Origin of the sequence: Bradyrhizobium sp. NBAIM01, from assembly GCF_020194115.1 — a bacterium.
GTDB classification, from domain to species: Bacteria; Pseudomonadota; Alphaproteobacteria; order Rhizobiales; family Xanthobacteraceae; genus Bradyrhizobium; species Bradyrhizobium yuanmingense.
In genome coordinates, this window is sequence record NZ_JADYVU010000007.1 from 262,121 (window position 1) to 275,173 (window position 13,053).

15 protein-coding genes are annotated in these 13,053 nt (G+C 65.9%); 9 read left to right on the forward strand and 6 right to left on the reverse strand.

All coding sequences use genetic code 11. The features are described 5' to 3' along the window. Positions 1 to 41: 41 nt before the first annotated feature. The 6 genes from I6F31_RS23510 to lpxK all read left to right on the forward strand — a co-directional run bounded on the left by I6F31_RS23510 (position 42) and on the right by lpxK (position 5,576). Complete coding sequence (locus I6F31_RS23510; RefSeq protein ID WP_036027073.1) at positions 42 to 1,433, forward strand: TldD/PmbA family protein; 1,392 nt, start codon at positions 42 to 44, stop codon at positions 1,431 to 1,433. Next, positions 1,420 to 2,238: a 3'(2'),5'-bisphosphate nucleotidase CysQ gene (locus I6F31_RS23515; protein WP_225186176.1), complete on the forward strand. Its 819-nt coding sequence runs from the start codon at positions 1,420 to 1,422 to the stop codon at positions 2,236 to 2,238. Before I6F31_RS23510 ends, I6F31_RS23515 begins: the two co-directional genes overlap by 14 nt. A 61-nt stretch (positions 2,239 to 2,299) precedes the next feature. Beyond that, positions 2,300 to 2,542, forward strand: a complete 243-nt coding sequence (locus I6F31_RS23520) for a DUF4170 domain-containing protein (protein WP_036039955.1) — start codon at positions 2,300 to 2,302, stop codon at positions 2,540 to 2,542. Continuing rightward, the gene (locus I6F31_RS23525) at positions 2,539 to 3,258 is read left to right on the forward strand and encodes a lysophospholipid acyltransferase family protein (RefSeq protein ID WP_036039958.1); all 720 of its coding nucleotides are present in this window, start codon (positions 2,539 to 2,541) and stop codon (positions 3,256 to 3,258) included. Before I6F31_RS23520 ends, I6F31_RS23525 begins: the two co-directional genes overlap by 4 nt. Further along, positions 3,221 to 4,567, forward strand: a complete 1,347-nt coding sequence (locus tag I6F31_RS23530) for a 3-deoxy-D-manno-octulosonic acid transferase (protein WP_225186177.1) — start codon at positions 3,221 to 3,223, stop codon at positions 4,565 to 4,567. The genes I6F31_RS23525 and I6F31_RS23530 overlap by 38 nt, the downstream gene beginning before the upstream one ends. After that, positions 4,560 to 5,576, forward strand: a complete 1,017-nt coding sequence (lpxK, locus tag I6F31_RS23535) for a tetraacyldisaccharide 4'-kinase (protein WP_225186178.1) — start codon at positions 4,560 to 4,562, stop codon at positions 5,574 to 5,576. Before I6F31_RS23530 ends, lpxK begins: the two co-directional genes overlap by 8 nt. A 317-nt stretch (positions 5,577 to 5,893) precedes the next feature. On the opposite strand, the gene I6F31_RS23540 is transcribed toward lpxK, so the two are convergent. From I6F31_RS23540 to I6F31_RS23560, 5 genes are all read right to left on the reverse strand, one after another. Then, on the reverse strand, positions 5,894 to 6,079 hold the full coding sequence (locus tag I6F31_RS23540; RefSeq protein WP_225124433.1) for a hypothetical protein: 186 nt from the start codon (positions 6,077 to 6,079) through the stop codon (positions 5,894 to 5,896). 351 nt (positions 6,080 to 6,430) lie between these two features. Beyond that, positions 6,431 to 6,808 carry a TadE/TadG family type IV pilus assembly protein gene (locus tag I6F31_RS23545; protein WP_225113339.1) on the reverse strand — a complete coding sequence of 126 codons (378 nt, stop codon included), beginning with the start codon at positions 6,806 to 6,808 and terminating at the stop codon, positions 6,431 to 6,433. Further along, the gene (locus I6F31_RS23550) at positions 6,805 to 7,308 is read right to left on the reverse strand and encodes a TadE/TadG family type IV pilus assembly protein (RefSeq protein ID WP_081494560.1); all 504 of its coding nucleotides are present in this window, start codon (positions 7,306 to 7,308) and stop codon (positions 6,805 to 6,807) included. Before I6F31_RS23550 ends, I6F31_RS23545 begins: the two co-directional genes overlap by 4 nt. Before the next feature lie 11 nt (positions 7,309 to 7,319). After that, a complete protein-coding gene (locus tag I6F31_RS23555) occupies positions 7,320 to 8,555 on the reverse strand; it encodes a pilus assembly protein TadG-related protein (protein WP_225186179.1) in 1,236 nt (411 codons plus the stop codon). 304 nt (positions 8,556 to 8,859) lie between these two features. Then, entirely contained in the window at positions 8,860 to 9,084 is a 225-nt protein-coding gene (locus I6F31_RS23560; RefSeq protein ID WP_036009228.1) for a DUF2093 domain-containing protein, read from the reverse strand. A gap of 192 nt (positions 9,085 to 9,276) precedes the next feature. Between I6F31_RS23560 and I6F31_RS23565 the strand changes: the two genes are divergently transcribed. Both I6F31_RS23565 and I6F31_RS23570 read left to right on the forward strand, forming a co-directional pair. Then, positions 9,277 to 10,071 carry a dienelactone hydrolase family protein gene (locus I6F31_RS23565; protein ID WP_225186180.1) on the forward strand — a complete coding sequence of 265 codons (795 nt, stop codon included), beginning with the start codon at positions 9,277 to 9,279 and terminating at the stop codon, positions 10,069 to 10,071. Between the two features lie 43 nt (positions 10,072 to 10,114). After that, positions 10,115 to 10,261 carry a hypothetical protein gene (locus tag I6F31_RS23570; protein ID WP_225147348.1) on the forward strand — a complete coding sequence of 49 codons (147 nt, stop codon included), beginning with the start codon at positions 10,115 to 10,117 and terminating at the stop codon, positions 10,259 to 10,261. A gap of 145 nt (positions 10,262 to 10,406) precedes the next feature. Here I6F31_RS23570 and xseA read toward each other — a convergent pair whose 3' ends face one another. Further along, the gene (gene xseA / locus I6F31_RS23575; RefSeq protein WP_225186181.1) at positions 10,407 to 12,026 is read right to left on the reverse strand and encodes an exodeoxyribonuclease VII large subunit; all 1,620 of its coding nucleotides are present in this window, start codon (positions 12,024 to 12,026) and stop codon (positions 10,407 to 10,409) included. Between the two features lie 170 nt (positions 12,027 to 12,196). Here xseA and I6F31_RS23580 point away from each other — a divergent pair, with 170 nt between their 5' ends. Next, on the forward strand, positions 12,197 to 13,000 hold the full coding sequence (locus I6F31_RS23580; protein WP_225186182.1) for an acetoacetate decarboxylase family protein: 804 nt from the start codon (positions 12,197 to 12,199) through the stop codon (positions 12,998 to 13,000). The last annotated feature ends 53 nt before the right edge of the window (positions 13,001 to 13,053 follow it).

Consider the following 13,053-nt stretch of genomic DNA (forward strand, 5'->3'; position numbering starts at 1 on the left):
TGGGTTCCGGTCCCGAACCCCGCCCCAACAGGATTTCGTTCGTGAACTCTTCACCAAGCCCGACGCTTTCGCCTTCCGCCAATCGCGACCTGTTCGATCAGTCCGCGCTCTCCGATCTCGCGCAGCGGCTGGTCGAGGCGGCCAAGCGCGCCGGCGCGGATGCGGCCGACGCGGTCGCGGTGCGCGGCGTCTCGCAGGGCGTCGAGGTCCGCGACGGACGCGTCGAGGAATCCGAGCGGTCCGAGGGCGACGATGTCGGTCTGCGCGTGCTGGTCGGTCAGCGTCAGGCGGTGGTCTCCACCAACGACGTCAGCGGCGATGCCGTCACCAAGCTCGCCGAGCGTGCGGTTGCGATGGCGCGCGTCGCGCCCGACGACAAATATGTCGGCCTTGCCGATCCCGCGCTGCTCGCGCGCGACTTTCCCGATCTCGACCTGCTCGATCCCGCCGTGCCCACGACGACCGAGCTCGAGCGCCGCGCGCTCGCGGCCGAAGCTGCCGCGCTCGGCGTCAAGGGCGTGACCAAGTCCGGCGGCGCCTCGGCCTCATCCGGCATCGGCGGCATGGTGCTCGTCACCTCGACCGGCTTCCACGGCTCCTATCTGCGCTCCAGCCAGGGCATCTCCGCCACCGCCATATCGGGCGAAGGCACCGGCATGGAGCGCGACTACGACTTCACCTCGGCGCCGCATGGCGCCGATCTGCTGTCGCCGGAGGTCGTCGGCCGCTCCGCCGGCGAGCGCACCGTGGCGCGCTACAATCCGCGCAAGGTCGAGACCTGCAAGGTCCCGGTGGTGTTCGATCCGCGCGTCGCCGGCTCGCTGGTCGGCCATCTCGTCGGCGCCATCAACGGCGCCTCGATCGCGCGCAAGACCAGCTTCCTGAAGGACAAGCTCGGCCAGCAGCTGTTTGCGAAGAACATCCGCATCATCGACGATCCCCTGCGCAAGCGCGGGCTGCGCTCGCAGACCTTCGATGCCGAAGGCGTCGCGGTGAAGCGGACCGCGCTGGTCGACGACGGCGTGTTGACGACTTGGCTGCTCGACTGTGCCACCGCGCGCGAGCTCGGCCTCACCACCACCGGTCACGCCCATCGCGGCGTGTCCTCCTCGCCTTCGCCGGGGCCGTACAATCTGCATCTCGAGCCCGGCTCTGCAACGCCGGCCGAGCTGATCGCCGACATCAAGCAGGGCTTCTACGTCACCGACCTGATCGGCTCCGGCGTCAACGGCGTCACCGGCGATTACAGCCGCGGCGCCTCCGGCTTCTGGATCGAGAACGGCGAGATCACCTATCCCGTCAGCGAGGTGACGATCGCCGGCCATCTGTTTGAGATCTTCAGGTCGATGCAGCCTGCGAACAATCTCGAATTCCGCTACGGCATCAATGCGCCGACGGTGCGCATCGAGGGTTTGACGCTTGGCGGACGCTGACGCGCATTCTCTCGACCACACCCTCCTGACCCGCGACGCGGCGCTGCTGAAGGACACGGTGCGGGAGGCGGGCGCGCTGGCGCAGTCGATGTTCCGCACCGAGCTGAGGAAGTGGACCAAGGGCGCGTCCTCGCCGGTGTCGGAGGCCGACATCGCCGTCAACGATCTGCTCGAATCGCGCCTGCGTGCCGCGACGCCCGAATATGGCTGGCTGTCCGAGGAGAGCGCCGACGATGCGGCGCGGCTGTCGCGGCGGCTGACCTGGATCGTCGATCCCATCGACGGCACGCGCAATTATCTCGGCGGCCATGACGAATGGTGCGTCAGCGTGGCGCTGGTGGCGGACGCTTCGCCGGTGCTCGCCGCCGTATTCGCCCCGGCCAGCGACGAATTCTTCTTCGCGGTGCGCGGCAAGGGCACGACGCTCAACGACAAGCCGGTGCGCGCGACAGGCGGATCCGGACTCGACTTCGCCCGCGTCGCCGGCCCGAAGCCGCTGGTCGAGCGGCTGAAGCCGTCACTCGGCGAGATCAAGCTGCACCGGCGGATCGGCTCGCTGGCGCTGCGGCTGTGCCGGGTCGCCGATGGCGCGCTGGATGCGGCATTTGCGGGCGGCAACAGCCATGATTGGGATCTTGCGGCGGCCGATTTGATCGTGCAGGAAGCGGATGGTAGGATGAGCGACCTCTCCGGAGAACCCATCCTCTATAACCGCCGGGAAGTGGCGCACGGGGTGCTGGTGGCAGCGGGACGCGAACGTCATGCGGGCATTGTCGCGCATTTTCGCAACCGTCCGATAGCCTAAGGCGCATTCGTGGTGCTTCTCGAACACTGCTTTGCCGGGCAGCCCCTTAGGAACAGAACTCATGCCAGATAGCGCCCCGCAACAACTGCTCCACCTCGTCATCGGCGGCGAGCTCGTCGATCTCGAGCACAACACCTTCAAGAATCTGGACGAGGTCGACATCGTCGGCCTGTATCCGAACTATGCCAGCGCCCACGCCGCCTGGCGGGCCAAGGCGCAGAGCACGGTCGACAACGCGCAGATGCGCTACTTCATCGTCCACCTGCATCGGCTGCTCGATCCGAATCAAGAACCGGCGCGTTGAAGAAACTGCTTCGCAATACGCTGCGAAGCAGCTGGTTTCAGCGTGCCGTCGGGGTCCTGGCGGCCGAATATCTGCGTCTGGTCTGGCGGACCAACACCTTCACCTTCGATCCGCCCGACGTCTACGAGCGCGTCGAGCCGCAGCTCCCTGCGATCTTCGCGTTCTGGCACGGCCAGCATTTCCTGACGCCCTTCATCAAGAACCAGAACAAGGCCTCCTATCGGGCCAAGGTGCTGATCTCCCGGCACCGCGACGGCGAGTTCAATGCCATCGCCGCCGAGCGGCTCGGGATCGGCACGATCCGCGGTTCCGGCGACCATGGCGGCGCGTTCCACCGCAAAGGTGGCGTCGGCGCCTTCAAGGAAATGGTGCGGACGCTCCAGGCCGGTTGTAATGTCGCGTTGACCGCCGATGTCCCCAAGCGCTCGCGCGTGGTCGGGCTCGGCATTATCATGCTGGCACGGGAATCGGGACGGCCGATCATGCCTTTCGCGATGGCGACCAGCCGCTTCGTCCGGCTCAAGAACTGGGATCGCACCACCATCAATTTGCCATTCGGGCGGGGCGCTTTGGTCGGCATCAAGGAAATCCACGTTCCCGCAGATGCCGACGCCGCCATGATGGAGACGTTGCGGCAGGAGCTGGAAGACACGTTGAACGAGGCGACCCGTCGCGCCTATGCGCAGCTCGGCCGTCCGGGACCGGAAGATGCCTAAGTCGCTGCCCATTGCGCTGCCGATCACGCTGCGGATGTATCGGCGCCTGGCCGCCGGCCTGGTGCCACTCGCGCCTGCGCTGATCAAGCGGCGGCTGAAGCAGGGCAAGGAGGATCCCGCCCGCGTCGGCGAGCGGCGCGGCCTGTCCGCCGACGTGCGGCCGCACGGCCCGTTGGTCTGGATTCATGGTGCCAGCGTCGGCGAGGTCCTGGCGGCGGCCGCCCTGATCGAGCGCCTGCGCGATCTCAATCTGCGCATCCTGCTCACCTCGGGCACGGTCACCTCGGCCGCGGTCGTCGCAAAACGCTTTTCCCCCGACGTCATCCATCAATACGTGCCGTATGACTCGCCGCGCTACGTCGCGCGCTTCCTCGATCATTGGAAGCCGTCGCTGGCGCTGTTCATTGAATCCGATTTGTGGCCGAACCTGATCCTCGCCGGCGCGGCGCGCCGGGTGCCGATGGTGCTGATCAACGGGCGGATGTCGCCGCGTTCCTTCCCGCGCTGGCGCCGCATGCACGGCACCATCTCGGCGCTGCTGTCGCGGTTCGACATCTGTCTTGCGCAGTCGAAGAAAGATGCCGAGCGCTTTGCCGCGCTCGGCGGCCGCGACGTCGCGACGACGGGCAATCTCAAGCTCGACGTGCCCGCGCCGCCGGCCGACCCCGCCAAGCTCGAACGGCTGATGGCGATGACGCGCGGGCGTCCGATCATCGTCGCGGCCTCGACCCATCCGGGCGAGGACGAGATGCTGGTCGCGGCGCATCGCAGCCTGGTCGGCTTCTTCCCGCAGCTTCTCACCGTGATCGTGCCGCGGCACCCGGATCGCGGCTCATCGATCGCAGGCCTCGTCACGGCGTCGGGCCTGAAGCCCAGCTTGCGCTCGCGCGAGGAGCTGCCGACCGCGACGACCGACGTCTATGTCGCCGACACCATGGGCGAGCTCGGCCTGTTCTATCGGCTCTCGGGAATCGTGTTCATGGGCGGATCGCTGATCCACCATGGCGGGCAGAACCCGATCGAGGCGATCAAGCTGGGCGCCGCGATCGTCCACGGTCCGCACGTGTTCAACTTCGCCGACGTCTATGAAGCGCTCGATACCAGCGGCGGGGCGCGGCAAGCCGACACGCAGGAGGCGCTCGTCAAGCAGCTCGGCCAGTTGCTGGCCGATCCCACCATGCGCGACAAGATGCAGCGCGCAGGCACGGGCGTGGTCGAGCAGCTTGGCGGTGCGCTCGATCGCACCATGACCGCGCTCGAGCCGTATCTGCTGCAATTGCGGATCGAGATGGGGGCCGCCAATGCGTGAGCCGGCCTTTTGGTACCGGCCACGCTCCCTTCAATCGTACGCGCTATGGCCGCTCGGTGCGCTTTACGGCGCGTTCACTGCACGGCGCATGCTGCGCCAGGGCGTGGACGCCGGCATCCCCGTGATCTGTGTCGGCAACTACCATGTCGGCGGTGCCGGCAAGACCCCGACCGTGCTGGCCTTGACCAAGCTCTTGCGCGAGCTCGGCGAGACGCCGGTCGTGCTCAGCCGCGGCTATGGCGGGCGCCTGAAGGGTCCGGTGATGGTGGACCGCGAGCGTCACGATGCGGCCGACGTCGGCGATGAGCCCCTGATGATGTCGCGTGACGTCCCGGTCGTGGTCGCGCGCGACCGCCTCGACGGCGTCGCGCTGGCGAAGTCGCAAGGTGCCACCGTGATCCTGATGGATGACGGCTTCCAGAATCCTGCTCTGTTCAAGGATGCCTCGTTGATCGTGATTGACGGCGAGCGCGGCCTCGGCAACGGCGAGGTGTTTCCCGCAGGGCCCCTGCGCGCACCGCTCGCGGCGCAGCTCGCGCGCACCGATGCGCTGGTGCTGATCGGCGACGGCAATGCCGCCAACGACGTCGCGGCGGAGATCGCCAAGCGGAACAAGCCCGAGCTGCGCGCGCGCCTGAAGCCGGATGCGGCCTCGCTCGCGCAGCTGCTCGGCAAGCGGGTGTTCGCCTTCGCCGGCATCGGCGATCCAGAGCGTTTCTTCCGTACCCTGCGTGCGAGCGGGATCGACGTCGTTCGCACGCGCGCCTTCGCCGACCACCACATGTTTTCGGAAGGCGAGATCGCAGCGCTCGCAGCGGAGGCGCAGCGCGAGCAGCTCACGCTGGTGACCACGGAAAAGGATCTTGCACGCTTGCGCGGCAGCGCAGGCGTGCCTGACGGCATCGTGCCGTTCGCCGTTCAGCTCGAGTTCGATGACCTGGCGAAGCTGCGGCAATTGATCAGCGATCATCTATACAGAGCGCGCGAGCGAAGGTTCAGTGCGCGCTGATCTCGCAACGTGAGGCAACGTCTCTGCCCTGGTCGCGAAACGTGTCGTACTCGCCGCCGGGAAGCTGATCTGCGGATCCAAAGTGCAGCCGCCGCCGTCGGACGACGCGGCGGCTGTACTCATGTCGAAGTCGGAATCATGTCTGCAACGAGCCATGCTCACCACGCGCCGGCGGCCATCAATCCGATGATGGTCAGGCACGACATGCAGGCGACGACGACGGTGTAGCATTCGGGTGTATTCATTGCCGTCTCCCAAACTGTTGCCAATTGCTTGGTCACTGCTACGCGGGAGTGATCGCCGGTCTTGGAGCCGCTTCAATTCGGCAGGCCAAGACCGGTCTTGCGGTGCGGGTCCGTTCTCTCATCGTCACTCAGCGTCGCGGGATAATGATCCGCTGCGACAGCTTCAGCGCGCTCAGCTGCGATCAGAAGCTGTTTGCGCATCTCAGCGAGACGGGCGCGGCAATATTCACGATAGAGCAGGTCGAAAATGGCGGGCATGATCACCCCCATCGCTTGATTGTCGATTTACAGATATTCCACCGCGAATTTTCAAGGTGATCGTCGCCCGTCAGATGGCTCTTCGATATGAGCCCGTTCACAGACCGCGCCAATTCCAACGCTCGATGGCTGTTTGGTTGACCTGATCGTCTGTGCGATAGAAAGAACAGGGCCAATTACCTAACCTGCACTATAGCAATGCTTTGTTTCAGCAGAACTTCATCAAACAACTCTAGGGCGCGGAATTGCAACAAAGAATCCAACCACAGGGCGAAACGACTCACCCACGGCTGCAAGGAATGTAGAACGCAAGCGATTGGCATGGCAGAATCCAATTTTCTGTCGGCGACCTCAACTCGGGAAGCAGGCTCGCGCGGTCAGCGTGATCGGAGACAGGTTGATGATCTGCGGAAACTCGAATGAATAGCTCGCGCTGACCTGGTTGCCGCATGCGGCCGTGGCAAAGGTGAATGTCCCCGGCGGGAGCGTGAGGCCGTAGGCCTGCTGGGCAGCGTAGGTCGTGATCGCGCTGCTGCTCGGGCAGAGCGTGTTGTTGACGCTCGCGCAGCGCGCCGCCATTTCGCTGCCATGCTGGATTCCGAGCTGAGTCCAGAACAGCAGCCCGCATTCGATGATCCCGAATATGAACAGGAAGAACACGGGAGCGGTCAGCGCAAATTCCAGCGCTGTGGTGCCGCGCGTGTCCCGCCATAATGCGGTGAGCTTCACTGCAGCCTCGTGGTGGACTGCGCGGTGTATGTGTAGGTAGCCGCCACGATCTGATAGTCGATGATCGTATAGTACGTCGCTTGCGCCGAGACCGTCGTATATGTTCCGGCCGGCGCACCGCCGGTGCAGACCGTTCCGCAGCTGGTGGCGCTCACGCCCGCACTCGTCGGACATCCGCAGAACTGGACCGGCGGAGGTGAAGCGGTAATGTTCGTCGCGCTGGTGGCACTTGCGACGGCGTTCGCGATGCCGCTCGTGTCGAAGCCGCGCGCAATCGCGTACTGGGCTCCCGCTTGCGCGGCATTTTCGACCTGCATCTTGCGATAGAGGGCAAGCCCGATGTCCGTGACCGAGACGACCATCAGGGACAGCAGGGGAACCAGGATGGCGAATTCGGCTGCCGCGACGCCCCGTTGATCGCCGGCCGCATTGCGCACGTGCCGCGCCAGATAACCAAGCCATCGACGGCCAAACCTGGATGAGACATTCTGGATCTGCATCGCTCCAAACCTCATTCGACGAGCTGCGCGGTCTGCGAACCGATCGTCGCGGTGCCGAGCGCGGTGCAATTGACCTGCAGGTTCGACGTGCCGCTGAACGTTAGCGTATCCGCGATGATCTTGGTGCAGGACGTGCTGGTGCCGTTGCCGCCGCTGAAGCTGAGATTGGCCTTCGGCAGGTAGATGGCACCGCCGAAATTCTGCGTAGCACCGCCGGTGAGATTGAAATTGGTCCCGGCCGGCATGTTGCGGTCGCCGTACATGACGATGCCCTTCGTCGGGCCGCTGGTCGGGCCGGTCAGGTCGACGCTCGCGTTGCTGCCGATCGAGGCGGTGCCCCAGTCGCTGCCGGAGCCCGTGAACACCAGGGTGACGCCGCTGCCGGTGATGGTGGCATTTCCGGCGACGCTCAAGCTGGCGCCGTCCAGATAGTAGATGCCGGGATTGAGGTTCAGGACTGCGCCGGCGTTGACCGTGATGCTGCCCATGTAGCAGCCGGGGTCGAGCGAGTTCGTCTTTCCGTTGGCGTTGACCGTGATCTTGGCATTGCTGCAACTCGGCCGCGTCGGCGGAGTGACGTCAGCATAGGGATCGGCGACAGGCGTGATGTGCGTCTTGACCCCGTTGGTCGCCGTGATGCTGCTCGCGCCGGAGACGTCGCCGACCACGCCGACCTGGTTTGCCGCCACCGAGGCGCTGCCGGCGACGTTGAGCGAGGGGCTCGCGCTCGAATTGCTGTAGAGATTGCACTTGATCAGGTTGAGCTGGTTGCCGCCGCTGACGTTGACGGCGGGGCTTGCGCTCCTGTTGAGCGCAAGGACGCAGCCCGTCCCGGAGTTGGGCAGCGCGACCGAGCGCGCGGTGATTGGTACGCGATCCGAGCCGAACAAGGCCGACAGCAGCCGACGCTGCGGTTGACTGACGATGACTTCGATGGCCTGCGCGTTCGACGCTTGACTGCCTGTTTTCGGTGGCTGGTTCACGGTGACAGTGACGTCGTTCGCGCCGTCGGTGTAACCATAATTTGCCGCGACCGCCTTGGCTTCCGACGAGGGGTCGCCGCCGACACTGGCAGCCGTCGCAGCGCTGACTGCGCCGGAATCTGCAACGCTCTGCATGTTCTTGTGCTTGTAGTACCACCAGCCCACTTCCGTTCCCAGGCCGGCGGTGCCGACCAGGACCGGCATGAGCACCGCAGAAATGAGCACGTAGCTGCCCTGCTCGTCGCGGATGAACCGTTCGAGCAAATGATCCCTTGCGCTCGAAGGTACACCGAACGAACGGCTGAAAATTCTCCGGAGGTCCATGCTTCCTGCCCGCTTGCCACTTTATCCCGAGGCAATGTGGTGCGGGCCGGCTTAAATGGGCCCCAATGGAAGCCTGACAATTTTAAATATCGGCGAACATTCAGCCGGCATTCATGGCCGCAATCTTATGGAATGAAGCCGCGTCCAGGAGAAGTCAGATGGAATTGCACTCTGCAATTGTTACCGCCAGCATTATAGGTCTGCCGGTTTTACCCGCCTTACGAGAGTTGCGAGAGCCGAAGGATCACGGCTGCTTCAGCGCGCCGGGAAAATGCCGCTGCAGCACCGCGGTGGGCGTGGCATAGGCCTCCTGCAGATCGACGCTCCAGTACTTCAGCTCGTCGAGCGGGATGCGGACGTCGGTGATCGCGCAGCGCACGAAAGTCCCCGGCGAGATCACGCGGAAATCGCCGTCGAGATATTGCACCTGCGCTTCGCCATGGCCCGAGGGGCCGAACTTGTTCAGCACGGTCGAAAGTCTCCGTGGGGGCCTCTCCAGGAACGCCGTGGAAGGCACGATGTGTTGGACGGGATGTAGCATAGATGGGGTGGCTTGTCCGCCCGTTAAACCCACCGGTTCGTGATGATTTGCCGCCGTTTTCGCATGATAAGGCTTCGGTCGAAGGGGCGCCGGTTCCGGCAGCTCCTGCCGCAGAGTCCGATGCGCCTTCGCCTCGCCGCTTTGTTCCTGACGCTGCTGATGTCGGCCGCGCACGCCGCCCCGGCGCCGCAGCCGGTCGAAATTCCGCTCGCCTCCGGGGTGCTCCATGCGCAGCTCTACAAGCCCGCGGGCGAGGGGCCGTTCCCGGCCGTGATCGCGCTGCACGGCTGCGGCGGGCTGGGTAGCCATTCCGATCCCGTGCTGCCGCGCTATCGCGAATGGGCCGAGCGTCTGCTCAAGGCGGGCAATGCCGTGCTGCTGCCCGACAGCTACGGCTCGCGCGAGCTCGGCCCGCAATGCCGCGTCAAGGAGATGCACGTCAAGGCGCGGCGCGAACGCGTCGCCGATATCGCGGCCGCGCGCGCCTGGCTGATGCAGCAGCCTTTCGTGGCGCGGGACCGTGTCAGCCTGATCGGCTGGGCCAATGGTGCGAGCGCGCTGCTCTGGGCCGTGCGTCCGCAGAGCGCGGGGCGCGATCACGGTCCGGACTTCCGCGCCGCGATTGCGTTCTATCCCGATTGCCGGATCTCGGCGGGCCTCGGCTGGAGCACGCGGGTGCCGACGCTGGTCTTGATCGGCGCCGATGACGAGGTGTCGTCGCCGCCGTCCTGCCGCCAGATGGTGGACGGCGCGCGCGGCCGCAGCGCGCTGGCGCGCATCGTGGTCTATCCCGGCGCCGATCACGATTTCGACCGCGCCGGCGCGCCGGTGCACGCAGCCGCCGCGCCCGAGCACGGAGATGCCGAAGCCCGCGCCGCCTCGCAGAAGGACGTCGCGCAATGGCTGGCGCGGTGATGGCGCCATCATTCGACCACGATGTCGATTAAACGCATCTCACATGCATGGCCGCATCACGCTCTTCGCTTCCGCCCTGGTCGTCTTCACCGTCGCGATCCTGCTGTTCGAGGCCCACGCCGGCCCCCACCGCGCGCCGGACCATTGCGGCTTCTGGACCACGATCGAGGCGGGATTGTCGTGTCGCTGAAGTAGATTTGAATGGGCGACGCGCTGTCGCCACATCGTCATTGCGAGCGCAGCGAAGCAATCCAGAATCCCTCCGCGGAAGCAGTCTGGATTGCTTCGTCGCAAGGGCTCCTCGCAATGACGCGGATAGAGCCTGTCCTCCCTCCTCAGAACAAGCTGCCCTGATCCACCGGCTTGGCCACGCGCCTCGGCGCCGGCTTGGTCTCCGCAGCCGGCTTCGGCTGCGCCGGCGCGCGCCTCTCCGCGGGCGCCGGCCGATCCGCATCCGCGGTCGCGCCGACACGGCCGTCCGCGAACTCGATCTCGACCCGCGCGCCGGGGCCGATCGCATCCGCCGCATGCACGGGATGGCCGGCCTCGTCGCGCACCAGCGCAAAGCCGCGCGCGAGCACGCTGCGATAGGACAGCGCGGAGAGCAGCTTGCCGCTGTTCTCGACCCGCGCCTCGAGCCGGTGCAGCAGCGTGACGAGCGCGCGCTGTGCCCGCTCAGTCAGACGATGCGTGCGCTCGCGCTGGCGGGCAATCGCGTTGCGCTGCGCCTGCGCATTCGCAAGTTTCGAGGCGCGCAGCCGCACCTCCAATCCCGCAAAGCGGTCGCGCCGCCGTCGCAGCAGCGAGCGCGTGGAGAGACCAAGCCGCTCGCCGCAAACCGTGAGGCGATGATCGGCCTGCGAGATCTGGCCGTGCAGCACCCGCAGCGTCAGCTTCGCGCTTGCGGCCGTGAACCTGCGGAAATGCGCGTGCGTGTTGGCCTTGAGGCAGCGGGGCAGGGATGCGCCCGCCGAATCCAGCCGCTGCCGCGGGATCGCCAAGAGATCGCCAGCCGCCGGCAGCGCGCGCGCCGCGGCACGCAGCTCGCTGCGGCGGCTCTCCTGGGCGCGCTGCCAATAGGCGCGGGTGCGGCGGCCGAGATCGCCGACTTCGACGAACAGGTCGCTGCGCACCGGCACGGCCATTTCCGCCGCCGCGGTCGGCGTCGGCGCGCGCTTGTCGGCGACGAAGTCGATCAGCGTGATGTCGGTCTCGTGCCCGACCGCCGAGATCAGCGGGATCATGCTCTCGGCGGCCGCGCGCACCACGATCTCCTCGTTGAACGACCAGAGGTCCTCCAGCGAGCCGCCGCCGCGCGCGACGATCAGCACATCGGGCCGCGGAATCCGGCCGCCTTCGGGCAGCGCGTTGAAGCCGCGGATCGCGGCGGCGACCTGCTCGGCCGAGCCGTCGCCCTGCACCTTCACCGGCCACACCAGCACGCGGCGGGGAAAGCGGTCCTCCAGCCGATGCAGGATGTCGCGGATGACGGCGCCGGTCGGCGAGGTCACGACGCCGATCACCTCCGGCAGCCACGGCAACAGCTGCTTGCGCGCCTCGTCGAACAGGCCCTCGGCGGCGAGCTTCTTCTTGCGCTCCTCCATCAGCGCCATCAGCGCGCCGATGCCGGCCGGCTCGAGCGCCTCGATCACGATCTGGTATTTCGAGGAGCCCGGATAGGTCGTCAGCTTGCCGGTGGCGATCACCTCGAGCCCCTCCTGGGGCTTGAAGCGCATGCGGCTATGCACGCCCTTCCAGATCACCGCCTCGATCTTGGCGCTCTCGTCCTTGAGCGCGAAATAGCAATGGCCGGAGGAATGGGCCCCGCGGAAGCCGGAGATCTCGCCGCGGACGCGGACATGGCCATAGGCGTCCTCGACCGTCCGCTTCAGGGACAGGGACAGTTCGGAGACGGTGAATTCAGGCGCGTTGAGCAGTTGTTCCGCAGGCGGCATAGCAAACGATTCGGCATTTCGGGGTCAGGCCCGACGTTAAGGATTTTCGCAGGCAAGCGCCAATCGATTCGGGGGGTGCCGGGGAACCGCCCTGGAAGGCGACTTGACCAACCTCGATTTTCATATATGAAATTGTAAAATCATATATGGATTCAGAGGAAGCGGACCCGATGACTGCGGTTACTGATCCCGACGACCCGCGCGGACGCATGTTCGGGCAGTACCAGCTCAAGCCGAATAGTGGGGTCAATCCGCCCTATTCGCCGGCTTATCCGGTGGAATGGGGCTGCACCTTGCGGACCGTCGAGATCATGACCCGTGTCGCGCCCGGCAAGGTCGCGACCTTGCTCGCAGAGACGCCGTTCGAGATCGCCAGCGACCGCGTGGCGTTCCGCTTCATGCGTTCGCCTGGCCATTCTCTCGCCGTGCATGCGGGCGAGATGTTCGATCTGATGATCTCGGTGCCCGTGCGCTACAAGGGGCTGTTCACCGAGACGCATATCTTCATGTATTGCAGCGATCCCATGGGGATCTGTGCCGGACGCGAGGTGTTCGGCTACACCAAGAAGGATGCGCATTACGCCTTCGACGAGCATGCCGATGGATCGATCACCGGATGGGTGCGGCGCCGCGGCATTCCGCTCGCCGATTTCGCCTTCACGCCGGATCCGTCCGCGCCGGTCGTCCGCATCGTCGACGGCGATAAGCTGCCGGCCGGTGAGATCCATGTGCGCCGTCTGCCGCATCCCGAGCGGCTCGGCACGGCCTATGCGGACATCGCCTACCGCCGCACGCCGTTGAAATATTCGACGCCGGTGCCCGGCCGCGCCGCGATGACGCTGCACGCCACCGCGTACGATCCGATTGCCGAGCTCGAGCCGGAGATTCTCGGCGCGCATTTCATGGTGTCGGACGTCTATGGCGGCGGATTCGAGGTCGAGGACCGCAGGCTCATCGAGCGCCTCACACCCTGAACGACAAGATCAGCCTGCGTGCCATGTACATGCGGGCGGCGAAAATTGGGAAG

Coding starts and splice junctions, on each gene's coding strand:
- I6F31_RS23570 (WP_225147348.1), top strand. CDS start 10,115: ATGCATGGCCGCATCACGCTCTTCGCTTCCGCCCTGGTCGTCTTCACC.
- I6F31_RS23540 (WP_225124433.1), bottom strand. CDS start 6,079: ATGCCCGCCATTTTCGACCTGCTCTATCGTGAATATTGCCGCGCCCGT.
- I6F31_RS23550 (WP_081494560.1), bottom strand. CDS start 7,308: ATGCAGATCCAGAATGTCTCATCCAGGTTTGGCCGTCGATGGCTTGGT.
- lpxK (WP_225186178.1), top strand. CDS start 4,560: ATGCGTGAGCCGGCCTTTTGGTACCGGCCACGCTCCCTTCAATCGTAC.
- I6F31_RS23530 (WP_225186177.1), top strand. CDS start 3,221: ATGCGCAGCTCGGCCGTCCGGGACCGGAAGATGCCTAAGTCGCTGCCC.
- xseA (WP_225186181.1), bottom strand. CDS start 12,026: ATGCCGCCTGCGGAACAACTGCTCAACGCGCCTGAATTCACCGTCTCC.
- I6F31_RS23520 (WP_036039955.1), top strand. CDS start 2,300: ATGCCAGATAGCGCCCCGCAACAACTGCTCCACCTCGTCATCGGCGGC.
- I6F31_RS23580 (WP_225186182.1), top strand. CDS start 12,197: ATGACTGCGGTTACTGATCCCGACGACCCGCGCGGACGCATGTTCGGG.
- I6F31_RS23565 (WP_225186180.1), top strand. CDS start 9,277: ATGCGCCTTCGCCTCGCCGCTTTGTTCCTGACGCTGCTGATGTCGGCC.